This is a genomic window from Streptomyces sp. NPDC051214 (assembly GCF_040682375.1).
Taxonomy (GTDB): domain Bacteria; phylum Actinomycetota; class Actinomycetes; order Streptomycetales; family Streptomycetaceae; genus Streptomyces.
In genome coordinates this window covers 156,606-180,869 of record NZ_JBFBAT010000007.1, presented here as the reverse complement: position 1 = coordinate 180,869, position 24,264 = coordinate 156,606, and the positions used below count along the sequence as shown (strand labels likewise).

22 protein-coding genes are annotated in these 24,264 nt (G+C 69.6%); 12 read left to right on the top strand and 10 right to left on the bottom strand.

Going from position 1 to position 24,264, the window contains the following annotated elements; genetic code table 11:
• Positions 1–17 precede the first annotated feature (17 nt).
• The 4 genes from AB0M70_RS19935 to AB0M70_RS19920 all read left to right on the top strand — a co-directional run bounded on the left by AB0M70_RS19935 (position 18) and on the right by AB0M70_RS19920 (position 6,766).
• Positions 18–1,841: an ABC-F family ATP-binding cassette domain-containing protein gene (locus AB0M70_RS19935; protein ID WP_365821283.1), complete on the top strand. Its 1,824-nt coding sequence runs from the start codon at positions 18–20 to the stop codon at positions 1,839–1,841.
• A gap of 146 nt (positions 1,842–1,987) precedes the next feature.
• Positions 1,988–3,874, top strand: a complete 1,887-nt coding sequence (locus AB0M70_RS19930) for a PQQ-binding-like beta-propeller repeat protein (protein ID WP_365821282.1) — start codon at positions 1,988–1,990, stop codon at positions 3,872–3,874.
• 73 nt (positions 3,875–3,947) lie between these two features.
• On the top strand, positions 3,948–5,777 hold the full coding sequence (locus AB0M70_RS19925; RefSeq protein WP_365821281.1) for a PQQ-binding-like beta-propeller repeat protein: 1,830 nt from the start codon (positions 3,948–3,950) through the stop codon (positions 5,775–5,777).
• A 263-nt stretch (positions 5,778–6,040) separates the two neighbouring features.
• Positions 6,041–6,766: a response regulator transcription factor gene (locus tag AB0M70_RS19920; protein ID WP_365821280.1), complete on the top strand. Its 726-nt coding sequence runs from the start codon at positions 6,041–6,043 to the stop codon at positions 6,764–6,766.
• 22 nt (positions 6,767–6,788) lie between these two features.
• Here the strand turns inward: AB0M70_RS19920 and AB0M70_RS19915 are convergent, their stop codons facing one another.
• Both AB0M70_RS19915 and AB0M70_RS19910 read right to left on the bottom strand, forming a co-directional pair.
• Positions 6,789–7,073 (bottom strand): hypothetical protein, encoded by a 285-nt coding sequence (locus AB0M70_RS19915; protein WP_365821279.1) that lies wholly within the window; start codon positions 7,071–7,073, stop codon positions 6,789–6,791.
• A gap of 24 nt (positions 7,074–7,097) precedes the next feature.
• Positions 7,098–8,780 carry a sodium:solute symporter family protein gene (locus AB0M70_RS19910; RefSeq protein ID WP_365821278.1) on the bottom strand — a complete coding sequence of 561 codons (1,683 nt, stop codon included), beginning with the start codon at positions 8,778–8,780 and terminating at the stop codon, positions 7,098–7,100.
• A 227-nt stretch (positions 8,781–9,007) separates the two neighbouring features.
• On the opposite strand from AB0M70_RS19910, the gene galT reads away from it, so the two are divergent.
• The 4 genes from galT to AB0M70_RS19890 all read left to right on the top strand — a co-directional run bounded on the left by galT (position 9,008) and on the right by AB0M70_RS19890 (position 13,015).
• The gene (galT, locus tag AB0M70_RS19905; RefSeq protein WP_365821277.1) at positions 9,008–10,087 is read left to right on the top strand and encodes a galactose-1-phosphate uridylyltransferase; all 1,080 of its coding nucleotides are present in this window, start codon (positions 9,008–9,010) and stop codon (positions 10,085–10,087) included.
• A complete protein-coding gene (gene galE, locus AB0M70_RS19900) occupies positions 10,084–11,052 on the top strand; it encodes a UDP-glucose 4-epimerase GalE (protein ID WP_365821276.1) in 969 nt (322 codons plus the stop codon). The genes galT and galE overlap by 4 nt, the downstream gene beginning before the upstream one ends.
• Positions 11,053–11,072: 20 nt before the next feature.
• Complete coding sequence (gene galK, locus AB0M70_RS19895; protein ID WP_365821275.1) at positions 11,073–12,227, top strand: galactokinase; 1,155 nt, start codon at positions 11,073–11,075, stop codon at positions 12,225–12,227.
• Between the two features lie 143 nt (positions 12,228–12,370).
• Complete coding sequence (locus tag AB0M70_RS19890) at positions 12,371–13,015, top strand: Uma2 family endonuclease (protein ID WP_365821274.1); 645 nt, start codon at positions 12,371–12,373, stop codon at positions 13,013–13,015.
• Here the strand turns inward: AB0M70_RS19890 and AB0M70_RS19885 are convergent.
• The gene (locus tag AB0M70_RS19885) at positions 13,002–13,457 is read right to left on the bottom strand and encodes a GNAT family N-acetyltransferase (protein ID WP_365821273.1); all 456 of its coding nucleotides are present in this window, start codon (positions 13,455–13,457) and stop codon (positions 13,002–13,004) included. The two genes, AB0M70_RS19890 and AB0M70_RS19885, sit on opposite strands and share 14 nt — an antisense overlap.
• 276 nt (positions 13,458–13,733) lie before the next feature.
• On the opposite strand from AB0M70_RS19885, the gene AB0M70_RS19880 reads away from it, so the two are divergent.
• Positions 13,734–14,510, top strand: a complete 777-nt coding sequence (locus tag AB0M70_RS19880; protein ID WP_160505515.1) for a response regulator transcription factor — start codon at positions 13,734–13,736, stop codon at positions 14,508–14,510.
• Here AB0M70_RS19880 and AB0M70_RS19875 read toward each other — a convergent pair.
• Positions 14,469–14,966: a MarR family transcriptional regulator gene (locus AB0M70_RS19875; RefSeq protein ID WP_365821272.1), complete on the bottom strand. Its 498-nt coding sequence runs from the start codon at positions 14,964–14,966 to the stop codon at positions 14,469–14,471. The two genes, AB0M70_RS19880 and AB0M70_RS19875, sit on opposite strands and share 42 nt — an antisense overlap.
• A gap of 168 nt (positions 14,967–15,134) precedes the next feature.
• On the opposite strand from AB0M70_RS19875, the gene AB0M70_RS19870 reads away from it, so the two are divergent.
• Both AB0M70_RS19870 and AB0M70_RS19865 read left to right on the top strand, forming a co-directional pair.
• A complete protein-coding gene (locus tag AB0M70_RS19870; protein ID WP_365821271.1) occupies positions 15,135–15,968 on the top strand; it encodes a trans-aconitate 2-methyltransferase in 834 nt (277 codons plus the stop codon).
• On the top strand, positions 15,968–16,333 hold the full coding sequence (locus AB0M70_RS19865) for a VOC family protein (protein WP_365821270.1): 366 nt from the start codon (positions 15,968–15,970) through the stop codon (positions 16,331–16,333). The genes AB0M70_RS19870 and AB0M70_RS19865 overlap by 1 nt, the downstream gene beginning before the upstream one ends.
• A 15-nt stretch (positions 16,334–16,348) precedes the next feature.
• Here the strand turns inward: AB0M70_RS19865 and AB0M70_RS19860 are convergent, their stop codons facing one another.
• Entirely contained in the window at positions 16,349–17,035 is a 687-nt protein-coding gene (locus tag AB0M70_RS19860) for a TetR/AcrR family transcriptional regulator (protein WP_363211715.1), read from the bottom strand.
• Positions 17,032–18,039, bottom strand: a complete 1,008-nt coding sequence (locus tag AB0M70_RS19855) for a fatty acid desaturase (protein WP_365821269.1) — start codon at positions 18,037–18,039, stop codon at positions 17,032–17,034. Before AB0M70_RS19855 ends, AB0M70_RS19860 begins: the two co-directional genes overlap by 4 nt.
• A 289-nt stretch (positions 18,040–18,328) precedes the next feature.
• Here AB0M70_RS19855 and ppc point away from each other — a divergent pair, with 289 nt between their 5' ends.
• Positions 18,329–21,061 carry a phosphoenolpyruvate carboxylase gene (gene ppc, locus AB0M70_RS19850; protein ID WP_365821268.1) on the top strand — a complete coding sequence of 911 codons (2,733 nt, stop codon included), beginning with the start codon at positions 18,329–18,331 and terminating at the stop codon, positions 21,059–21,061.
• A gap of 188 nt (positions 21,062–21,249) precedes the next feature.
• Here ppc and AB0M70_RS19845 read toward each other — a convergent pair whose 3' ends face one another.
• The 4 genes from AB0M70_RS19845 to AB0M70_RS19830 form a co-directional block, all read right to left on the bottom strand.
• On the bottom strand, positions 21,250–21,711 hold the full coding sequence (locus AB0M70_RS19845; RefSeq protein ID WP_365821267.1) for a hypothetical protein: 462 nt from the start codon (positions 21,709–21,711) through the stop codon (positions 21,250–21,252).
• 54 nt (positions 21,712–21,765) lie between these two features.
• On the bottom strand, positions 21,766–22,368 hold the full coding sequence (gene pth / locus AB0M70_RS19840) for an aminoacyl-tRNA hydrolase (RefSeq protein ID WP_365821266.1): 603 nt from the start codon (positions 22,366–22,368) through the stop codon (positions 21,766–21,768).
• Positions 22,369–22,464: 96 nt separating this feature from the next.
• Entirely contained in the window at positions 22,465–23,058 is a 594-nt protein-coding gene (locus tag AB0M70_RS19835) for a 50S ribosomal protein L25/general stress protein Ctc (protein WP_365821265.1), read from the bottom strand.
• A 189-nt stretch (positions 23,059–23,247) separates the two neighbouring features.
• Positions 23,248–24,225 carry a ribose-phosphate diphosphokinase gene (locus AB0M70_RS19830; RefSeq protein WP_365821264.1) on the bottom strand — a complete coding sequence of 326 codons (978 nt, stop codon included), beginning with the start codon at positions 24,223–24,225 and terminating at the stop codon, positions 23,248–23,250.
• Positions 24,226–24,264 lie beyond the last annotated feature (39 nt).

Sequence of the window (24,264 nt, the reverse complement as noted above, 5' to 3'; positions counted from 1 at the left end):
CCTTCCCTGGAGCGTTAATGGCCGTCAACCTGGTCAATGTCGAGGCAGTCAGCAAGGTGTACGGCACCCGTGCCCTGCTCGACGGTGTCTCCCTCGGCGTGTCCGAGGGGGACCGGATCGGCGTCGTGGGGCGCAACGGAGACGGCAAGACGACCCTCATCCGGATGCTCGCCAAGCTGGAGGAGGCCGACACCGGGCGGGTCACGCACAACGGCGGGCTGCAGCTCGGCGTGCTGACCCAGCACGACTCGCTCGACCCCGAGGCCACCGTGCGGCACGAGGTCATCGGTGACCTCGCCGACCACGAGTGGGCAGGCAACGCCAAGATCCGCGACGTGCTGACCGGCCTTTTCGGCGGCCTGGACATGCCGGGCTTCCCGCAGGGACTCGACACCGTGATCGGGCCGCTGTCCGGTGGCGAGCGCCGCCGTATCGCCCTGGCGAAGCTGCTCATCGGCGAGCCCGACCTGATCGTGCTCGACGAGCCGACCAACCACCTGGACGTCGAGGGCATCGCCTGGCTCGCCGGGCACCTGCGGACGCGGCGCTCGGCGCTCGTCTGCGTCACGCACGACCGCTGGTTCCTCGACCAGGTGTGCACGCGCATGTGGGACGTACAGAGCGGGTCCGTCTTCGAGTACGAGGGCGGGTACTCCGACTACGTCTTCGCGCGCGCCGAGCGTGAGCGCATCGCGGCCACCGAGGAGACCAAGCGCAAGAACCTGATGCGCAAGGAGCTCGCCTGGCTGCGGCGCGGCGCCCCCGCACGCACCAGCAAGCCGCGGTACCGCATCGAGGCCGCCAACGAACTCATCGCCGACGTACCGCCGCCGCGTGACACCAGCGAGCTGATGAAGTTCGCCACGACCCGGCTCGGCATGACCGTCTTCGATCTCGAGGACGTGACCGTGCAGGCCGGACCGAAGGTGCTCCTCAAGCACCTGACCTGGCAGCTCGGCCCCGGCGACCGCATCGGCCTGGTCGGCGTCAACGGCGCGGGCAAGACCTCTCTCCTGCGGGCGATGGCCGAGGCGCAGCGCTCCGACGGCGACGTACAGCCCGAGGCGGGGCGGGTGGTCGTCGGCAAGACCGTGAAGCTGGCCTACCTGTCGCAGGAGGTCGCCGAACTCTCGCCGACGCTGCGGGTGTTGCAGGCCGTGCAGCAGGTCCGTGAGCGGGTCGACCTCGGCAAGGGCCGGGAGATGACCGCCGGGCAGCTGTGCGAGACGTTCGGGTTCAACAAGGAGAAGCAGTGGACTCCCGTCGGTGACCTTTCCGGTGGTGAGCGGCGGCGGCTCCAGCTGCTTCGCCTCCTGATGGACGAGCCGAACGTCCTCTTCCTCGACGAGCCGACGAACGACCTCGACATCGAGACGCTGACGCAGCTCGAGGACGTCCTCGACAGCTGGCCGGGATCCATGGTCGTGATCTCCCACGACCGGTTCTTCCTGGAGCGCACCACCGACAAGGTCTTCGCGCTGCTCGGCGACGCCACGATGCGGATGCTCCCGCGCGGCATCGACGAGTACCTGGAGCGACGCAAGCGGATGGCGGAAGCAGGCGTTCCGTCGGCACCCGTCGCCACGTCCGCGGCGCCCTCCGCGGCCCCGCAGAAGACGGCGATCTCCTCCGCCGACGCACGCGCCGCGAAGAAGGAACTGCAGAAGATCGAGCGGCAGCTGGACAAGATGTCGACGAAGGAGACATGGCTCCACGCTCAAATCGCCGATAACGCCACCGACTTCGAAAAGGTGGCCAAACTGGACGCCGAGTTGCGTGAACTCGTGAGCGAGCGCGACGAGTTGGAGATGCGCTGGCTGGAGCTCGCGGAGAGCGCGTAGAGGTCTCGTAACAGACGCATCACGGGCCGGTCCTCCCTTGGGAACAGGGGACGGACCGGTCAGTTGTGCTAGTGCCGCAGGGTGATAGAAAGGGCGGCCTGAGCACCACTTGGCGTGCCGAAAAATCAGTGAAGGGGGAAGCGCTGATGACTCAGCCGCCCAACCAGCCGCCGTCCGGCGGTTTCGGAGCTCCGCAGGATCCGGACCAGGGATCCGCGCCGCAGCCACCGGGTCAGCCACCGCAGATGCCCGGTCAGCCGCCGGCCCCGCCGTCGGGAGCCCCGCAGACCCCGCCGCCCGCATCCGCGCCCCAGCCCGGCTACGGCTACCCGCAGACGCCACCCGCGCCCCAGCCGGGTTACGGCTACCCGCAGCAGCCCGGACCGTACAACCAGCCCGGCCCGTACGGCCAGCCGACGCAGCCGGGTCAGCCCGGACCGTACGGCCAGCCGACGCAGCCCGGTCAGCCGGGCCCCTACAGCCAGCCCACGCAGCCGGGCCCCTACGCCCAGCAGCCCCAGTACGGGTACCCGCAGCAGCAGTTCCCGCCCCCCGGCGTGCCCGGCACCCACCCGCCCGGCGTCGGCGGTGGCGGCGGCAAGAACCCCTTCAAGGGCAAGCCCGGCCTGGTCGTGGCGGCCGTGGCCGCCGCGGCGCTCGTCATCGGCGGTGTTGCCTGGGCGGTCGTCGGCGGTGACGACGGCGGCGGCAAGAAGAAGACGGCCGCCGAGAAGAGCGACGACCCCAAGTCCAGCGAGTCCGCACCGGTCAACCCGGGCGACGGCAGCGGTGACGGCGAGCAGCACGAAGACCTCAACGCGGGCCGCCAGCCCGGCGAGGCGAAGGTGCTCTGGTACAAGGAGGCGCCCAAGGTGCCCGGCTCCGGCGCCGACGCCAAGGGCATGTGGATCCAAGGTGACGTCGCCATCAAGGCGGCGTACAAGGAGATCACCGCCTACAAGGTCAAGACGGGCGACGAGGCCTGGCCGACGGTCAAGTTCCCGCAGAAGATCTGCGGCACGACGCCGCAGGTCACCAAGGACAACAAGATCGTCGTCGCGTACAAGGACGGCCAGAAGGACTCCGCCAAGTGCAGCCAGGTCCAGGTCGTCGACCTGGAGACCGGCGAGAAGGGCTGGACCAAGCCGGTCAAGGAGGAGGGGCTGTTCGACTTCTCCAGCGACGTCGACCTCTCCATCACCGGTGACACGCTGATGGTCGGCCGCTCCCAGTCCGGCACGGCGCTGCGGATGAGCGACGGCAAGGAACTCTTCGTCTCCGGCAAGAAGGACGAGGGCACCTGCTTCCCCAGCGGCTTCACCGGCGGCAAGAAGATGCTCCGCGCGCTCTCGTGCGGCGCGAGCTCGCCCACCGAGCACGACGAGCTCCAGCAGATCGACCCGAAGACCGGCAAAGCCGTGTGGACGAAGAAATTCCCCAAGGGCTGGCAGATCGGGCGGATCTACTCCGAGAGCCCGACGATCGTCTACCTCACCAACGAGGACAAGAAGCAGTGGAACATCACCACGCTGAGGCCCAACAGCAGCGCCACGCGCTCTGAGGTCGGCGTGGACGAGAAGTTCGCGCCGGAGTGCGGCGGTTCGACGTTCCTCGGCGGCAGCCTGCAGGGCTGCCTCGGCGCGACGACCGACGACAAGAACCTCTACCTGCCGACCGAGGCGACCTCCGGTGCCAACGAGGTCGTGGCGATCAGCCTGGCCGACGGCAAGGAGGCCTGGCGCGTGAAGTCGCCCCTTGAGGAATCGATGCTGCCGATGAAGGTCGAGGGCGGTGAACTGATCGCCTACGTCAACCCCGCGTACGACTCCGGCGGTCAGGTCGTCTCGATCCCGCTCTCGGGCTCGCACAAGCCGAAGACGCTCCTGAAGAACCCCGAGGGGACCTCGGAGATCGAGAGCGGCTTCTTCTCGAAGGACGTCGACTACGTGGACGGTCGCTTCTACCTCTCCACCACGCGGCTCTCGGGCAGCGCGAAGGGCCAGGAGAAGCTGATGCTGGCCTACGGCAAGTGACCTTCTCCGCCGGGCAGGCGCCCGCGCCCTCTTCGTCGCTCAGTTCATCTCTCGTCCCCAAGGAATCGACGTCATGACCCAGCCGCCCCAGCCGCCCAACGAGCCCCCGCAGGGCGAGTTCGGCGCCCCCCAGGATCCCCCGCCGGTCGGCTTCGGCAAGGCCCCCGAGCCGCACAACCCGTCGTACGGCTACCCGCAGACCCCGCCGCCCGCGCAGCCGCCGGCGCCGCCCGCCCAGCCTCCGACGCAGCCGCAGGGCCAGCCCAACTACGGCTACCCGCAGGCGCCCGGCACCCCGCCCCCCGGCCAGCCCCAGGGCTACGGCTACCCGGGCCAGCCGACGCAGCCGTACAACCAGCCGACGCAGCCGTACGGCCAGCAGCCTCCGTACGGCGCCTACCAGCAGCCCGGCACGATGCCGATGGCTCCGCAGGCAGGTGGGCCCGGCGGCTCCGGCGGGTCGAAGCTCAGCGGCCAGATGAAGATCATCATCGGCGCGGTCGTCGCCATCGCCCTGATCGTCGGCGGCGGTGTCTTCTACGCCTCGACCTCGGACAAGAAGGACGACGAGGCCAGCTCCGCGGGCCCCACGGGCAAGGGCGGCGAGGACAAGAAGGGCGGCGGCGAGCAGGGCCCGAGCGGTCCCGGCAAGGAGAAGGTCCCGGCCAACACCAGCGCCACCGTCTCCATGCAGCTCCCGCAGCCCGAGGTGCCCAAGGACGACGTGTGGAGCATCAAGGGCTCCTGGCTGACCGAGGACGTCTACGCGAAGGCGGGCGTCAACGAGATCGTCGGGTACAACCCCGCCGACGGCAAGGAACTGTGGACGCTGCCGCTGAAGGGGCAGACCTGCGCGGGATCGCGCGAGGTCACCAAGGACGGCATCGTCGCGGTCGCCTACGAGGACGGCAAGCGGACCAAGAAGGGTGACCACAAGACCTGTTCGCAGATCTCCGCGGTCGACCTGAAGGACGGCAAGAGCCTCTGGACGGAGACCATCGACGAGGGCAGCATGGACGCCCGCGTCCAGGAGGTCACCATCAGCGGCAGCACCGTCGCGGCCGGTTCCAGCGCCGGTGGCGCGGCCTTCGACCTCACCTCGGGCGACCACCTGTGGGAGCCCACCCCGGGTGACGAGTGCCAGGACGAGGGCTACGCGGGCGGCGAGCAGCTCGTCGCCGTCCAGAAGTGCGGCGACTACGGCGACGAGAAGCTGAAGATCCAGCTCCTCGACGCCAAGACCGGCAAGTCGAAGTGGACGTACCCGGTGACGCCGGGCGTCGACAACGCCAAGATCATCTCGACCCGTCCGATCGTCTTCGGCCAGGACACCCAGGAGATCACCGCGAGCGGCGTCACCGACGCCTTCTCCCTCGACGACCAGGGCAAGCTCCGCGCCAAGATCTCGCTGCCCGACGGCAAGTACGACCACGACTGCGAGGTCAACGTCGTCTACGCCTGCTCCTCGCTGACCGTCGGCAACGACAAGCTCTACGTCCCGACCCGCCAGCACGACGGCGGCGGCGACGGCTACAGCCAGACGAACGAGATCATCTCGTTCTCGCTGGCCACCGGCAAGACCACGGGTGACCGTGCCGACGCGGGCGAGAACGGCGAGATGTTCCCGATCCGCATGGACGGCGGCAACATCCTGGCCTACAAGGACGCCGGTTACGACAAGGGCGCCCAGGTCGTCTCCCTCAACGGCAAGACGATGAAGGAGACCAAGCTCCTGGAGACCCCCGCGGCCGAATCCGTCGGCAGCGCCATCAGCGGCATGGTCCCGAAATCGAACGAACTCCTTTACGCCGACGGCAGGCTGTACCTCGGCAAGGAACTGATCAGCAAGCCGTACTCGAAGGACGAGAAGGAGTACACGGCCCTGGGCTTCGTCGCCCAGTAAGCCCTCTGACCTCCGCGTACGCACCGGACGGCCCCGTTCCCGAAAAGGAGCGGGGCCGTTTCGTCTCCGCGCGTGCACCGTTCCGTACGCACGTACTCCTTATCACTCGAATATGGCCGGGATTTCGGCAATCCGGGCCGCTTATCGCCGGGAGGGGGCGCGCAGCGTCGAACAAGCGTGTAGCTTCCGGGGGATGAGTGGGCGTGGGGCCGGGGGGCCCTCGATCCGTGGGGGTTCCGTGGGGGAAAGTGGGGGGCTGCTCGATGGGTGTGCGACTCATGGTGGTCGACGACCACCGACTGCTCGCCGAGGCACTCGCCTCGGCCTTGAAGCTGCGCGGGCACCGGGTGCTCGCCGCGGCCGCGCCCGCGGCCGGGGCGGCGGAGCTGGTCATCAGCCGGGCACCCGAGGTCTGCCTGCTCGGCACGGCGACACCCGCGGAGACCGGCATGTTCGATCCGGTCGTGAAGATCAAGCGGGAGCGGCCGCAGGTGGCCGTGGTGGTGCTCGGCCCGGTGCCGAGCCCGCGCGGCATCGCGGCGGCCTTCGCCGCGGGTGCTTCCGGGTACGTACGCCATGACGAGCGCATCGAGGGTGTCGAGCGCGCCATCATGAAGGCGAGAGCCGGCGAGGCGGCCGTCGCGCCGCAGCTGCTCCAAGGCGCGTTCAGCGAACTGCTCAATCCGGCCGCGCAGCCCGACGACGAGGGGCAGCGGCTGCTCCAGATGCTCACGCCGCGCGAGGTCGAGGTCCTGGTGCGGGTCGCGGACGGCGAGGACACCCGCCTCATCGCCGCCGGCATGGGGATCGCGCCCAGCACGGCGCGCACGCACGTGCAGCGGGTCCTGATGAAACTGGGCGTCGGCTCCCGCCTGGAGGCAGCCGCGCTCGCCGCGCGCACGGGACTGCTCGACCGCGCGGAACGTCCCGTCGCGGCCTACCCGCAGGACGTGGAGACGCCGACGGGGCCCGAGTCACCGGCACAGTGAACTCGGGCCCCGCCTCGGGGTGTTACGTGTCCTCCTCCGGCGCCTCGGTGGGCGGCGGTGTGGGCCGCAGCCAGAGCCAGCCGAGGAAGAAGAGGCCGAGCGCCAGCATGGCCAGGCCCGTCCAGAGGTTGATGTTGATGCCCTCCGCCTTCTTCATGTCGGCGTCGGACGGGGAGATTCCGGCGATCGTCACGATGATGCCGTAGACGACGAACAGACCGCCGATGATCCGCCGGATGTCGAAGAGACGGGCCGCCGTGGCGGACTTGCGCTCCAGTGCGGAGACTTCGTTGCGCAGTTCAGACATGTTCTTCCAGACCTCCGATCGGGATTAGAGCGAGTAGGGCAGGTAGCAGAGCGCGGCGAGCACGATCGCTCCCCAGCCGAGCAGCGCGGGCTTGCGGTACCAGGCGTCGTCGCCCTCGGCCGGCGGCTCGTCGAGGTCCGGCGACTCCGTCCCGTAGACCAGGCCGGCCAGTTCGGCCTCCGGCTTGGGGGCGGTGAACAGCGTGACCACGACCATCACCACGGCGCCCGCGACGAAGCCGACGATCGCCGAGACGAAGTTGGCGCCCTGGTCGGTCGGGATGTCGATGACGCCCTGCTTGTAGATCCAGAAGTAGTTGACCATCGCGGCGGTCGTGCCCGCGAGCAGGCCCCACACACCGGACTTCATGGAGGCGCGCTTCCAGAACATGCCGATGATGAAGACCACGAACATCGGGACGTTGAAGAAGGAGAACAGCGTCTGCAGGTACCCCATGATGTTCGAGAACGACGAGGCGATGAAGGCCGTTCCGATGGAGGCGAGGACACCGATCGCGGTGATCAGACGGCCGAACTTCAGGTAGTAGCCGTCCTCGCGGTCCTTGACCACGTACTTCGCCCAGATGTCGTACGTGAAGACGGTGTTGAAGGACGACACGTTCGCCGCCATGCCCGCCATGAACGCCGCGAGCAGACCGGTCACCGCGATGCCGAGCACGCCGTTGGGCAGCAGCTCCTGCATCAGGTAGGGGATCGCGTCGTTGTACGTCAGGTCCGAGCCCGCGGTGCCGATCTTCGGCACGAGCACGGCCGCGACCAGGCCCGGGATCATCACCAGGAAGACGATGAAGATCTTCGGGAAGGCGGCGATCAGCGGGGTGCGCTGGGCGGCGGAGAGGTTCTTCGCGGACAGGGCGCGCTGCACCTCGGCGAAGTTGGTCGTCCAGTAGCCGAAGGAGAGCACGAAGCCGAGGCCGAGGATGATCGTCAGCCAGTTCGCGCCGAGCGGGTTGGCGTCGCCGATGCCGGTGCCGCCCCACGCGCTCATGAAGTCCGCGCCGTGCGACTTCTCGATCGAGCCGCTCAGGCCGTCCCAGCCGCCGACCTTCTTCAGGCCGATGACGCAGATCGGGATGAGCGCCGCCAGGATCACGAAGAACTGCAGGACCTCGTTGTAGATCGCCGAGGAGAGGCCGCCGATGGTGATGTACATCAGGACGAAGAACCCGGCGACCACGATGGCCACCCACTGCGGCCAGCCGAGGAGCGCCTCGACGACGATCGACAGGGCGTAGAGGTTCACGCCCGCGATGAGGATCGCGGCGAAGGCGAAGAGCACCGAGCTGAGCAGGTGCGCCGACTTGTCGAAGCGCTGGAGCAGGTACTCGGGGACCGAGCGGACCTTGCTGCGGTAGTAGAACGGCATCATCACGAGGCCGAGGAAGACCATCGCGGGGATGGCGCCGATCCAGTACCAGTGGACGACCGCGACGCCGTACTGGGCGCCGGTCGCCGCCATGCCCAGGATCTCGGTGGCACCGAGGTTCGCGGCGACGAACGCGAGGCCGGTGACCCAGGCGGGCAGGGAGCGGCCGGAGAGGAAGAAGTCGAGGCTGGTCTTCACGGAGCGGCGGGCGGCGAAGCCGATGCCGAGGACCACGGCGAAGTAGATCGCGAGGATCGCGTAGTCGAGGCCGTTGGTGGGCAGCCGAAGCCCCTCGGCCAGGGTCTGTGTGGGGGACTGCATGGGGAACTCGCTTCGTTGCGCGAACTGATCAGACCGGAACCTACGCTTCTCGCTTCAAGAACTGAAGACTTCTGTTGGTGTTCTTTGTTGGATTGTGATCGGACGCATAGCTGCCGCCCAGGTGGGCCTGTTTGCGCCTCGCTGTAGCCGCGCCATTGACGATGCTGTTGCCTTGTGATTTGTTATGTGCGGTTATGTTGGATGGGTGTTGGTGAGGAGCCCCGGACGTGAAGAAGACCTCGACCCGTCTCGCCGACGGTCGTGAGCTCATCTACTACGACTCGCGCGACGACGCGGTGCGCGACGCCATCGACCGGAGGCCCCTGGACCCCATCTCCACCACATCGGAGATCCGCCGGGACCCCCTCCTGGGCGACGCGGTCGCCATCGCCTCGCACCGCCAGGGCCGCACCTACCACCCGCCGGCCGACGAGTGCCCGCTCTGCCCCTCCGAGGGCGAGCGCCTGAGCGAGGTCCCCGACTCCGCGTACGACGTGGTCGTCTTCGAGAACCGCTTCCCCTCGCTGGCCGGGGACGCGGGACGCTGCGAGGTCGTGTGCTTCACCTCCGACCACGACGCGTCCTTCGCCGACCTCACCGAGGCGCAGGCCCGCCTCGTCCTGGACGCCTGGACCGACCGGACCGCCGAGCTCTCACACCTCCCCTCCGTCGAGCAGGTGTTCTGCTTCGAGAACCGCGGGGCCGAGATCGGCGTGACCCTGGGCCACCCGCACGGCCAGATCTACGCCTATCCCTTCGTCACCCCGCGCACGTCCCTCATGCTGAAGTCGCTCGCCGCGCACAAGGAGGCGACCGGCCACAACCTCTTCGACGACGTCGTGGCCGAGGAGTCGGCCGGTGAACGCGTCGTCCTGGACGCCGAGCACTGGGTGGCCTTCGTCCCCTACTCCGCGCACTGGCCCTACGAGGTGCACCTCTACCCCAAGCGCCGGGTGCCGGACCTGCTCGGGCTCGACGAAGCCGCGCGCACAGAGTTTCCCCAGGTCTATCTGGAACTGTTGAGGCGCTTCGACCGGATCTTCGGGGAAGGGGAAGGCGGGCCCGAGGGGGGCGCGGCGCTCACTCCGTACATCGCCGCCTGGCACCAGGCGCCCTTCGGCGCGCTCGACGGACATGACGGGGTCAATCGGGACGACTTCGCCCTGCACCTCGAGCTTTTCACCATTCGCCGCACTTCGGGCAAGCTGAAGTTCCTCGCGGGTTCCGAATCCGGCATGAGCGTGTTCATCAACGACGTGCCGCCGGAAGCCGCGGCCCAGCGACTGCGAGAGGTAGCGAGTTCATGAGCGGTAAGTACCTGGTCACCGGCGGGGCGGGCTATGTGGGAAGCGTGGTGGCCCAGCATCTGATCGAGGCCGGGCACGAGGTGACCGTCCTGGACAACCTCTCGACCGGCTTCCGCGAGGGCGTCCCGGCCGACGCGACGTTCGTCGAGGGCGACATCCGGGATGCCGCCAAGTGGCTGGACTCCTCCTTCGACGCCGTGTTGCACTTCGCCGCCTTCTCGCAGGTCGGCGAGTCCGTCGCGAAGCCCGAGAAGTACTGGGACAACAACGTCGGCGGCACGATGGCGCTGCTCGCCGCGATGCGCGAGGCGGACGTACGCAAGCTCGTCTTCTCCTCCACGGCGGCGACGTACGGCGAGCCGGTCAACACCCCCATCACGGAGGCCGACCCGACCGCCCCCACCTCTCCGTACGGCGCGTCGAAGCTCGCCGTCGACCACATGATCACGGGCGAGGCGGTGGCCCACGGCCTGGCCGCGGTGTCGCTGCGCTACTTCAACGTGGCGGGCGCGTACGCGGCGTCTTCGCAGGTCATGTTCGGCGAGCGGCACGACCCCGAGTCGCACCTCATCCCCCTGGTCCTCCAGGTCGCCCAGGGCAAGCGCGAGGCGATCTCCGTCTACGGCGACGACTACCCGACCCCGGACGGCACCTGCGTCCGCGACTACATCCACGTCGCGGACCTCGCCCAGGCGCACCTCCTCGCCGTGCAGGCCGCCACCTCCGGCGAGCATCTGATCTGCAACCTCGGCAACGGCAACGGCTTCTCCGTGCGCGAGGTCATCGAGACCGTCCGCGAGGTCACCGGCCACCCGATCCCCGAGGTCATGGCCCCGCGCCGCGGCGGCGACCCGGCGATCCTCGTCGCCTCCGCCGCCACCGCGCGCGAGAAGCTCGGCTGGAACCCGTCCCGCGCGGATCTCGCGGGCATCGTCGCGGACGCGTGGGCGTTCGCCCAGCGGTAATTGGGGACAAGGGGTAACTGATGGACGTAGCGGGGCAGTTCGCCGATCTGTACGGGTACGCGGCGGACGGGGTCTGGTCGGCTCCCGGCCGGGTCAACCTCATCGGCGAGTACACGGACTTCAACGAGGGCTTCGTGATGCCGCTCGCGCTGCCGCACACGGCGGTGGCGGCGGTGGCGCGCCGCACGGACGGCGTCCTGCGCCTGCACTCGGCGGACATCGACGCCCCGGTCACGGAACTGCGGGTCGACGACCTGACGCCCCTCTCCAAGTACGGGCAGGGCGGCTGGGCCGCGTACCCGGCGGGCGTGGTGTGGGCGCTGTGGGAGGCCGGCCACGAGGTCTCCGGCGGCGCGGACATCCACCTGGCGTCGACCGTGCCGACGGGGGCGGGCCTGTCCTCGTCGGCGGCCCTGGAGGTCGTCACGGCACTGGCCCTGAACGACCTGTACGAACTGGGCCTGACCGGGCCCGAGTTGGCGGTCCTGGCCCAGCGCGCCGAGAACGCCTTCGTGGGCGTGCCCTGCGGCGTGATGGACCAGATGGCGTCCGCGTGCGCGACCGAGGGCCACGCCCTGCACCTGGACTGCCGCGACCTCACGACCCGCCAGGTGCCCTTCGACCTGGCGGCACACGGCCTGCAGCTCCTGGTCGTCGACACGCGGGTCAAGCACGAACTGGGCGACGGCGCGTACGCGGAACGCCGGGCGGGCTGCGAGGAGGGCGCGCGCATCCTGGGCGTCACCCACCTGCGGGACGTGCCGTACGCCGAACTCCCCGCAGCTCTCAGCAAGTTGCCGGACGACCGGATCCGCCGCTACGTCCGCCACGTCGTCTCGGACGACCACCGGGTGGAGCAGGTCATCGGCCTGCTCGACGCGGGGGAGGTACGGGCGATCGGCCCGATCCTGACCGAGGGCCACGTCTCCCTGCGGGACGACCTGCGCATCTCCTGCGAAGAGCTGGACCTGGTGGTCTCCTCCGCGAACGCGGCAGGCGCACTGGGCTCCCGCATGACGGGCGGCGGCTTCGGCGGCTCGGCAGTTGTCCTGGTGGAGGAGACGGACGCGGCCCCGGTGACGAAGTCGATCCTGGAGGCCTTCACCGCGGCGGGCCACACGACCCCGAGGGTGTTCCCGGCGGTGCCTTCGGCGGGGGCGCGGCGGGAGCTCTGAGCGGCTCGCGCGTGCGGCGGCCGCTGCGGTGAGTGACGTACGGGCAGGCAGGACCGGTGGCACAGGTCCTGCCTGTCACCCGTTGTGATGACGATCATCGGAACCGGCCGTTACCGTTGTGGAGCATGCCGAGAATCCCGTCCATGGGAGGAACCATGACCGCCGAGCCGATCGCAGCGCACGAGCCCGAGCCGGAGCAAGAGCCGGAGCAGGGCTGTCGCTGGCCGGTGCCGCCGCAGGACGGGTACACCGTGGACGACCTGTTCACTCTGCCCGGCCTCCCGCCGCACACCGAGCTGATCGACGGGAGCCTTGTCTTCGTGAGTCCGCAGCGGGATTTTCACAGCATCATGATCGACCTTCTGGTGGCCGGCCTGCGCCGTACGGTCCCCGGGTCACTCAAGGTCAGACGAGAGATGACGGTCGTTCTGGACCCGCGCAATGGTCCCGAGCCCGACGTCAGCCTCGTCCGGGCCGAGGCCGTCACCGGTATGGAGCAGACGAGGTTCGCGGCCGCCGATGTCCTGCTCGCGATCGAGGTCGTCTCGCCCGATTCGGAGGCCCGTGACCGGGACACCAAGCCCCACAAGTACGCCGCCGCCGGGATCCCGAACTTCTGGCTGGTCGAGATGACGGACGCGAACCAGCACCCCGTGGCGCGGGTCTACGAACTCGATCCGCTGTCCAAGACGTACGCGCTCACCGGCATCCATCACGACCGGATCAAGAGTTCCGTCCCGTACGACATCGACGTCGACATCAGTGCCGAGGCGCTCAAGGAGCTGTGAGGGACAGTTTCTTCGTCAGGGTGAACTCCTTTGCGCCCTCCGGGTAGTCCGGGATTACCGAGACCACCTCGTAGCCCTGGCCGCGGTAGAAGCCCGGGGCCTGGAAGTCCCAGGTTTCCACTCGGGAGTTGACGCATTCGCGTTCCTCGCGTGCGATGCGTTCCGCCTCGGCGAGGAGGCTCGCGCCGAGGCCGGCGCCCTGGTGACTACGGCTGACCCAGAGGTAGTTCACGTGGAGCCAGCGGCCCCAGGTGTGTCCGGCGAGACCGCCGACGAGGCCTTCCGTTTCTTCCATGAGCCAGACGGCCAGCGGTATTTCACGGTCCTGCGGGGTGCCGCGCAGGGCGCGGATCACGGGGGAGGCCGCGGAGTTCGCGTCCTCGAGACCGGCGAGGAGCAGAGCGAACCGGTCTTTGTCGACTCCTGTCTCAATACGAAACATACGGCTCACCCTAAACGCGCTGGCCAGTCAGTTCTGTAAATTACCTTCCGCTCCTGCCGTGCGGCCCTACTCTGAGTGGCAGTGCCGGTGGGGGCCGGCACTGATCAGGGGGCGAGACAGTCGGGTACGGCACCCGGCGTGGGGGTGGCAGTCACAGCTCGGCGGCGGCCGTGCGACTGCGGCGACCCCCGTTCCGGGTGTCGTGCCCGCACCGTACGTCCTCCGACGTCGGGGTATCCCCTGCTCTTCGAGGAGAGCTTGGGGGAGGGGGTTTCAGTGGTTCGTATCCGAGTCCTGGTCGTCGACGACCATCGCATCTTCGCCGAGTCGCTCGCGGCGGCACTGGCGGCGGAGCCCGACGTCGACGTGTCCGCGGCGGGCAGCGGCCCGGCCGCACTGCGCTGCCTTGAGCGGGCGATAGCCGAGGGGCGCAGATACGACGTGCTGCTCGTCGACGCCGATCTGGGCGCGTCCGCGAGCGCCGTGCAGGGTGTCCGTCCCGCGCCTTCCGTGCAGGAGGGCAACGCCGACGGCCTGGTGGACGGCATCTCCCTGGTGGCCGGGGTCCGTTCGGGCCAGCCGATGGTCCGTACGGTCGTGCTCGCCGAGAAGGACGACCCGCGCAGGGCCGCCCTCGCGTTGCAGGCCGGCGCCTCGGGCTGGGTCGCCAAGGACTGCTCGCTCTCCCGGCTCCTGACGGTCATCCGGGGGGTGCTGCGGGAGGAGACGCATCTGCCGCCCGCGCTGCTCACCGGCGTCCTGCGCGAGCTGACCGCCGCCCGCAAGCACCGCACGGAATCCGAGCGCCTGGTGGAGTCGCTGACCCCGCGCGAGCGCGAGGTGCTCCGCTGCATGGTGGCGGGTCTGGGCAGGAAGGCGGTCGCCGAGCGGCTTTTCCTCTCCCCGCACACGGTGCGCACGCACATGCAGAACGTGCTGGGGAAGCTGGGCGTCCACTCCACGCTCGCGGCCGTCGCGCTCGCGCGCAGGGCAGGCGTCGGGCCGGTCGACCTAGCCGGGGATGTTGTCGAACGGGGCGGTCAACTGGCGTAGCAGCCCGGCGAGTTCGCCGCGCTGTCCGCGCGAGAGCTCGGCGAGGATCGCCCGCTCCTGCTTGAGGAGTCCGGCGAGGGCCTGGTCCGCGCGGTCCTGGCCCTCCTCGGTCAGCCGCACGAGCACGCCCCGCCGGTCGCTCGGATCGGGCAGCCGCTCGACGAGCCCCTTCTTCGCGAGCCGGTCGATGCGGTTGGTCATCGTGCCGGATGTGACCAGGGTCTGGGTGAGCAGTTGCCCGGGGGAGAGCTGGTAGGGCGCGCCCGCGCGTCGCAGCGACGTCAGCACGTCGAACTCCCAGGGCTCCAGATGATGCTCGGAGAACGCGAGCCTGCGGGCCCTGTCGAGATGCCGCGCGAGCCTGCTGACGCGGCTGAGCACCTCGAGTGGTTCCACGTCGAGGTCGGGGCGCTCCCGGCGCCATGCTGCGACCAGACGGTCGACCTCGTCCTCCATGACGATCAGTGTAGGGGGTCTGTCGACATGAAGTCTCTTGACGTCAAGATACTTGCGGGTTGAGGATGGCGGTACGGCATCCGTACGGAGCTTTACGAAGTCGTGCGGAGCAGAACTTCAGCGGACCCGTGCGACGTCGGGGTCCGCGCATCGAGGAGGTCCCGCTCCATGCCCGCAGCCCCCGCTCCCACCTGGGACCCCGGCCAGTACCTGCGCCACGCCGGGCACCGCGCCCGCCCCTTCGTGGACCTGCTGGCCCGCATCCCCGAACTCCCCGCCACCGGCGGCCGCCCGCCGCGCGTCGCGGACCTGGGCTGCGGCCCCGGCAACGTCACCCGGCTCCTCGCCGAACGCTGGCCCACGGCGCACGTCACGGGCTTCGATAACTCCCCCCAGATGCTGGAGCAGGCCGAGCGCCTGGCGGGCCCCACCTCCGGGGGTGGCCGCCTCGACTTCGCCCCGGCGGACGCGGGCGACTGGGCCCCGCCCGAGGGGACGTACGACCTGATCCTGTCCAACGCGACCCTGCAGTGGGTCCCCGGCCACCCCGAATCCTTCCCCGCCTGGATCGCGGCGCTGACCCCGGGCGGCACCTTCGCCTTCCAGGTGCCCGGCAACTTCGACGCGCCCAGCCACGTACTGATGCGGGAGCTGAGCGAGTCCGAGCTGTGGCGGGACCGGCTAGGCGGGCGGCTGCGGCACGCGGACGCGGTGCTCACGCCGACGGCCTACCTGGAACGGCTGGTGGGGCTCGGCTGCGAGGCGGACGTCTGGGAGACGACGTACCTGCATCTCCTTCAGGGCCAGGACCCGGTCCTCGACTGGGTGAAGGGGACGGGCCTGCGGCCGGTCCTCACGGCGCTGGAGGACGACCCGGAGGCCAGGGACGCGTTCCTCGCCGAGTACCGCGAGCTGCTGCGCAAGGCGTACCCGGCGGGGGCCGGCGGCACGGTGTTCCCCTTCCGCAGGGTCTTCGGGGTGGCCCGGAAGGGCGGGGCCTGATGCTGGTGGCCGTCGACCACGTCCAACTGGCGGCCCCTCCCGGCAGCGAACCGGAGCTGCGGGCCTTCTACGGCGACGTGCTCGGCATGACGGAGATCCCCAAGCCGCCGGCGCTCGCCGCACGGGGCGGCTGCTGGTTCCTCGCGGGGGCCGTGCAGCTCCACCTCGGCATCGAGGCCGGCTTCCGCCCGGCCCGCAAGGCGCACCCAGGGCTGCGGGTGCGGGACATCGCCGCGTACGCGGACCGCCTCGCCTCCCGGGGCGCGCCCGTCACCTGGGACGACGCCCTGCCGGGCCACCGCCGCTTCTACGCCGACGACCCGGTGGGCAACCGCCTGGAATTCCTCGAACCGGAGCAGGCGTAGCCCGGGACCGGGGTCCTAGCTCTTGCGGTGGCCTATCAGGCGCGGCTTCGGCTCGAGCCCGTCCAGGCCGTGCCACGCCAGGTTCACCAGATGCGCCGCCACCTCCGCCTTCTTCGGCTTGCGCACGTCCAGCCACCACTGACCCGTCAGCGCGACCATGCCGACCAGCGCCTGCGCGTACAGCGGCGCCAGCTTCTGGTCGAAGCCCCGCGTCTTGAACTCCTGGCCCAGGATGTCCTCGACCTGCGTCGCGATGTCCGAGATGAGCGAGGCGAAGGTGCCCGTCGACTGCGCCACCGGCGAGTCACGGACCAGGATGCGGAAACCGTCCGTGTACGTCTCGATGTAGTCCAGGAGAGCGAACGCCGCCTGTTCGAGGAGCTCACGCGGATGGCCCGCGGTCAGCGCGCCCGTCACGCCGTCGAGCAGCGCCCGCATCTCGCGGTCCACCACCACCGCGTACAGCCCCTCCTTGCCGCCGAAGTGCTCGTACACGACCGGCTTGGAGACCCCGGCCTTCGCCGCGATCTCCTCCACCGACGTGCCCTCGAAGCCCTTGGCGGCGAACAGGGTGCGGCCGATGTCCAGCAACTGCTCCCGGCGCTCGGCACCCGTCATCCGGGTCCGGCGCGCGCGCCGGGGCTGCTTCTCTTTGCTGGAGGGGCTGGAATTGCTGGAGTCGGTCGCCACGTCGTCAATCATGCCGGGCCGACGGTCTTCTGCTTCCGGCGGGAGTCGATACGGGACTCCGAGGGCCAGCGCACGTCCGTCGCCCACCCCAGCTGCTCGCACCAGCGGATGATCCGCGCCGACGAGTCGACCTGGCCCTTCAGGACACCGTGCCGCGCCGACGTCGGGTCGGCGTGGTGGAGGTTGTGCCAGGACTCGCCGCAGGACAGGACCGCGAGCCACCACACGTTGCCGGAGCGGTCACGCGACTTGAACGGGCGCTTGCCGACCGCGTGGCAGATCGAGTTGATCGACCACGTCACGTGGTGCAGCAGCGCGACCCGGACCAGCGAGCCCCAGAAGAACGCCGTGAAGGCACCCCACCACGACATCGTCACCAGACCGCCGACCAGCGGCGGGATCGCCAGGGACACGATCGTCCAGAGCAGGAACTGGCGGGAGACCGCGCGCAGCGCCGGGTCCTTGATCAGATCCGGCGCGTACTTCTCCTGCGACGTCTGCTCCTCGTCGAACATCCATCCGATGTGCGCCCACCACAGGCCCTTCATCAGGGCCGGGACCGTCTCGCCGAAGCGCCACGGGGAGTGCGGGTCGCCCTCGGCGTCGGAGAACTTGTGGTGCTTGCGGTGATCCGCCACCCAGCGCACCAGCGGACCCTCGACCGCCATCGACCCCGCCACGGCCAGCGCGATCCGCAGCGGACGCTTCGCCTTGAAGGAGCCGTGCGTGAAGTAACGGTGGAAACCGATCGTGATGCCGTGGCAGCCCAGGTAGTACATGAACACCAGCAGGCCGAGGTCCAGCCAGCTCACCCCCCAGCCCCAGACCAGCGGCACCGCCGCGATCAGGGCGAGGAACGGGACGGTGATGAAGAGCAGCAGAGCGAACTGCTCCAGCGAACGTTTCTGCTCACCGCCCAGCGTCGCGGAGGGGACGGGGGAGCCGGCGGGTGTGGGGGAGGGCGAAGCGTCTTCGATCACATCAGTGTCGGAATACGCATCGGAAGATGTGGTCATGGGCACGTCCCCTGTGGGGTCGAGGGTGAGGTCACGGCGCGGGTGCGGCGGGCGCACGATCACGGGTCCCGTGTTGGCTACGGTCCCGTAACCTACGGCGTCGTAAGTATGGCAGCGCGGAACCCGGCGGCAAGAGGCCGCGAGTCCGTGCCGCGAAGTGACACCTATCCTTGGAAACGGTCGGACAGCGCGGTCCGCTCTCTCTAGTTCCCCCGGAACACGGATTCCTATCCTGCCGGGGACCCCCTCCCAGACCTGACGTGCTTCAACACTGCAAGGAGCCGCACCTGTGAGCAGTGCCGACGACCAGACCACCACAGCCAGCACCGAGCTGCGCGCCGACATCCGCCGCCTCGGCGATCTGCTGGGCGAGACCCTCGTACGTCAGGAGGGCTCCGAGCTCCTCGAACTGGTCGAGAAGGTCCGCCGCCTGACCCGTGAGGACGGCGAGGCCGCCGCACGCCTGCTCGGTGGCACCGAACTGGAGACCGCGGCCAAGCTGGTCCGCGCCTTCTCCACGTACTTCCACCTGGCCAACGTGACCGAGCAGGTCCACCGCGGACGCGAGCTGCGCGCCCGCCGGGCCGCCGAGGGCGGGCTCCTCGCCCGTACCGCCGACCGGCTCAAGGACGCCGACCCCGAGCACCTGCGCCAGACCGTGGAGCACCTGAACGTGCGCCCCGTCTTCACCGCGCACCCCACGGAGGCCGCCCGCCGCTCCGTCCTCAACAAGCTGCGCCGCATCGCCGAGCTCCTCGAGACCCCGGTCATCGAGTCCGACCGGCGCCGCCACGACACCCGCCTGGCCGAGAGCATCGACCTGGTGTGGCAGACCGACGAGCTGCGCGTCGTCCGTCCGGAACCCGCGGACGAGGCCCGCAACGCCATCTACTACCTGGACGAGCTGCACGCGGGCGCCGTCGGCGACGTCCTCGAAGACCTCACCGCCGAGCTGGAGCGGGTCGGCGTCCAGCTGCCGGAAGGCACCCGGCCGCTCACCTTCGGCACCTGGATCGGCGGCGACCGGGACGGCAACCCGAACGTGACGCCCGCCGTCACCTGGGACGTCCTGATCCTCCAGCACGAGCACGGCATCAACGACGCCCTCGCCCTCGTCGACGAGCTGCGCGGCTTCCTCTCCAACTCCATCCGCTACACCGGAGCCACCGAGGAACTGAAGGCGTCCCTCCAGCTCGACCTGGAGCGGCTCCCCGAGATCAGCCCCCGCTACAAGCGGCTGAACGCCGAGGAGCCCTACCGCCTCAAGGCCACCTGCATCCGGCAGAAGCTGGAGAACACCAAGGAGCGCCTGGCCCGCGGCACCGCCCACGAGGACGGCCGCGACTACCTCGGCACCGGTGAGCTCCTGCACGACCTCACCCTCGTCCAGACGTCGCTGCGCGAGCACAAGGGCGCCCTGTTCGCCGACGGCCGGATGAACCGCACGATCCGTACGCTCGCCGCGTTCGGTCTGCAGCTCGCCACCATGGACGTACGCGAGCACGCCGACGCCCACCACCACGCGCTCGGCCAGCTCTTCGACCGCCTGGGCGAGGAGTCCTGGCGGTACGTGGACATGCCGCGCGACTACCGGCAGAAGCTGCTCGCCAAGGAGCTGCGCTCCCGCAGGCCGCTCGGCCCCCAGCCGGCCCCCCTTGACGCCGCGGGAGAGAAGACCCTCGGTGTCTTCCTCACCGTCAAGAAGGCCCTGGAGGTCTTCGGGCCCGAGGTCATCGAGTCGTACATCATCTCGATGTGCCAGGGCGCCGACGACGTGTTCGCGGCCGCGGTCCTCGCCCGCGAGGCGGGTCTGATCGACCTGCACGCCGGCTGGGCGAAGATCGGCATCGTGCCGCTCCTGGAGACGACGGACGAGCTGCGCGCCGCCGACGTCATCCTCGACGAGATGCTCGCCGACCCCTCCTACCGCAGGCTCGTCGCACTGCGGGGCGACGTCCAGGAGGTCATGCTCGGCTACTCCGACTCGTCGAAGTTCGGCGGCATCACCACCTCGCAGTGGGAGATCCACCGCGCCCAGCGCAGGCTCCGTGACGTCGCGCACCGGTACGGGGTGCGCCTGCGCCTCTTCCACGGCCGCGGCGGCACCGTCGGCCGTGGCGGCGGCCCCTCGCACGACGCGATCCTCGCGCAGCCGTGGGGCACCCTCGAGGGCGAGATCAAGGTGACCGAGCAGGGCGAGGTCATCTCCGACAAGTACCTCGTGCCGTCCCTCGCCAGGGAGAACCTCGAACTGACGGTGGCGGCGACGCTGCAGGCATCCGCCCTGCACACCGCCCCCCGCCAGTCCGACGAGGCCCTCGCCCGCTGGGACGCGGCGATGGACGTCGTCTCGGACGCCGCGCACTCCGCCTACCGGCGGCTCGTCGAGGACCCGGACCTGCCGACGTACTTCCTCGCGTCGACGCCCGTGGACCAGCTCGCCGACCTGCACCTGGGCTCGCGGCCCTCCCGCCGCCCCGGCTCGGGCGTCTCGCTCGACGGGCTGCGCGCCATCCCGTGGGTCTTCGGCTGGACCCAGTCGCGGCAGATCGTGCCCGGCTGGTTCGGCGTCGGGTCCGGCCTCAAGGCGCTGCGCGAGGCCGGTCTGGACACCGTCCTCGGCGAGATGCACGAGCACTGGCACTTCTTCCGCAACTTCCTCTCGAACGTCGAGATGACCCTCGCGAAGACGGACCTGCGGATCGCCCGCCACTACGTGGACACTCTCGTCCCGGACGAGCTCAAGCACGTCTTCGACGTCATCGAGGCCGAGCACGCGCTCACCGTGCAGGAAGTCCTGCGCATCACCGGCGGCACGAAGCTGCTCGACTCCCACCCGGAGCTCCAGCAGACCTTCGGCATCCGTGACGCCTACCTGGACCCGATCTCCTACCTCCAGGTCGCGCTCCTGAAGCGCCAGCGTGACGCGGCCGCCGCGGGCGAGGAAGCGGATCCGCTCCTTGGCCGGGCGCTGCTTCTCACCGTCAACGGTGTGGCGGCGGGGCTGCGGAACACGGGCTGATTCTTGCTGGCGGGGGCGGCGGGCTCGCGGGGCGCGTTTGTCGCCGCGGGGGTCCGCTGTGGCGCCCCTGTCCCGCCGCTGCGCGGCGGATCTTTCCCGCCCACCCACCCGATCACCCGCATCGGGCGGGTGGGCGGGGGAGATCGCCGCGCAGCGGCGGGTCTTGGTGGGCGCCGGGCTTCGCCGGGCTAGAACGTCAGGGTTGCGAACGACGCTGTCAGGAGTGCGCCGCCCGCCAAGGCCAGGGCCCACGCCGTGCGGGGCAGGCGCAGGCCTCCCGCCACCACCACCGCTGCGAGCAGCAGCGCGCCGCCCAGCGGCAGCCACGCGTGCAGGAACCCGGGGCCACCCGTGCGGACGACCTCGTCGGTGCCGGGCCTCACCGCCACCGGCACCCGCACCCCCTTCTCCTCCGCGATCGAACGGTCGATCACGACCTCCGCGCGGGGCCGGGAACCGGCGGTCGAAGGGACGTACGGACCGGCGCAGGTGTCGGAGGAGCAGCGCGCCACCCGCATCGTGCCCCGCTCACGCTCATCGGTGAGCATCACGTGCTGCGCCGTGCCCCAGGACGCCCAGACACCCGCGACGAGCAACAGCGCCGCGAGTGCGCCCATCGCCGCCCGGCGCAGGAGTAGGAGCGCGTTCATGGCGGCGATCCTTGGCCATGAGCCTGCGCTCAGTCAACAGTCCTGGGTCACCGCTCAGGAGTTGTACGCACTCTGCGCCCGCTCCAGGCCCTCGATCACCAGAGCCTCCGCCGCGTCCGCGGCCCGGTCCACGAAGTAGCCGAGCTCCTTGCGCTCCGCCGACGAGAAGTCCTTCAGGACGAAGTCCGCGACCTGCATCCGCCCCGGCGGACGCCCGATCCCGAACCGCACCCGGTGGTAGTCGCTGCCCATCGCCTTCGTCATCGACTTCAGACCGTTGTGCCCGTTGTCGCCACCGCCCAGCTTCAGCCGCAGCGTGCCGTAGTCGATGTCCAGCTCGTCGTGCACCGCCACGATGTTCGCCGTCGGCACCTTGTAGAAATCACGCAACGCCGTCACCGGACCACCCGACACGTTCATGTACGACATCGGCTTCGCAAGGACGACCCGGCGGCTCCCCGGACCCGCGGGACCGATCCGGCCCTCGAGCACCTGCGCCTGCGCACGCCCGCTCCGCTTGAACGAGCCCCCGATCCGCTCAGCCAGGAGATCGGCCACCATGAAACCCACGTTGTGCCGGTTCATGGCGTACCCAGGGCCTGGATTGCCCAGACCCACGATCAGCCACGGCGCACTGGGGTCCGTCGTCATCTGCATGTCTCCTTCATAGCCCAACCGCCGCCCCGCGCAGGAGCGCGGAGCGGCGGTCGGCAGAGTCGAGCCCCAAGGAGCTCAGTCCGGCAAGGCGAAGGCTCAGGCCTCGGCGGCGGCGTCGCCCTCGGCCTCGGTCTCCGAGGCCTCCTCGGCCTGCGCGGCCAGGACCTGCAGGACGACGGTGTCGTCCTCGACGGCCAGGGTCGTGCCCTCGGGCAGCGTGATGTCCTTGGCGAGGACGGTCGCACCGGCCTCGAGACCGGCGATGGAGACGGTGACCGACTCCGGGATGTGCGTGGCCTCGGCCTCGACGGGCAGCGCGTTCAGCACGTGCTCGAGCAGGTTGCCGCCCGGGGCGAGCTCGCCCTCGGTGTGCACGTAGATGTCGACGTTGACCTTCTCGCCCTTGCGGACGAGGAGCAGGTCGACGTGCTCGAGGATGCCGATGCGCACGGCGTCACGCTGGACGGCCTTGGGGATGACCAGCTGGCTCTTGCCGTCGATGTCCAGGTTGATCAGGACGTTCGGGGTCTTCAGCGCCATCAGGGTGCCGTGGTGCGGCAGCGTGATGTGGATGGGGTCCGCGCCGTGGCCGTAGACAACGGCGGGCAGCTTGTCCTCGCGACGCAGACGGCGGGCGGCGCCCTTGCCGAACTCGTTGCGGAGCTCCGCGGAGATCTTCACCTCGGACATGTGCACTCCTCGTAAAAGTGGTGACAGAAAGGTCGGTCACCCGGCCACGACTGGCGGCCTGCTACGAAGAGCGCGTCGATAACGGACAGTCGTACTCCAATGAGTACGGCCTCCCTCGCCGAGCAACTCCGTGAGTCTACCCGGCGGGGAGGCCGCCTCAGAAATCGATCTTCAGTGAGCCCGCGAAGGCTACGCCTGCTCGTCGAAGAGGCTCGTCACCGAACCGTCCTCGAAGACCTCACGCACCGCGTTCGCGATGGTCGGCGCGATCGAGAGCACCGTGATCTTGTCGAGCTCCAGGTCACCCGGGTCGGGCAGCGTGTCCGTGAACACGAACTCGCTCACCTTGGAGTTCTTCAGACGGTCCGCGGCCGGACCGGAGAGCACACCGTGCGTCGCCGTCACGATGACGTCCTCCGCACCGTGCGCGAACAGCGCGTCGGCGGCGGCGCAGATCGTGCCACCCGTGTCGATCATGTCGTCGACCAGGACACAGACGCGGCCCTCCACGTCACCGACGACCTCGTGCACGGTGACCTGATTGGCGACGTCCTTGTCACGGCGCTTGTGCACGATCGCCAGCGGCGCGCCCAGACGGTCGCACCAGCGGTCGGCGACGCGGACGCGGCCGGCGTCGGGGGAGACCACCGTCAGCTTCGAACGGTCGACCTTCGCGCCCACGTAGTCCGCGAGGACCGGCAGCGCGAAGAGGTGGTCGACCGGACCGTCGAAGAAGCCCTGGATCTGGTCCGTGTGCAGGTCGACCGTGAGGATGCGGTCAGCGCCCGCCGTCTTCATCAGGTCCGCCACCATGCGGGCCGAGATCGGCTCACGGCCGCGGTGCTTCTTGTCCTGGCGCGCGTAGCCGTAGAACGGCACGATCACGGTGATGGAGCGGGCCGACGCGCGCTTCAGCGCGTCGATCATGATCAACTGCTCCATGATCCACTTGTTGATCGGAGCCGTGTGGCTCTGGATCAAGAAGCAGTCCGCGCCACGAGCCGACTCCTGATACCGCACATAGATCTCGCCGTTGGCGAAATCGAAGGCCTTCGTCGGCACGATGCCGACACCCAGCTTGTGTGCGACCTCCTCGGCCAACTCGGGGTGGGCGCGGCCGGAGAAGAGCATCAACTTCTTCTCGCCGGTCGTCTTGATCCCGGTCACAGCACTAGTCTCCTCAGACGAGTTCTTCCCGCTGCCGTC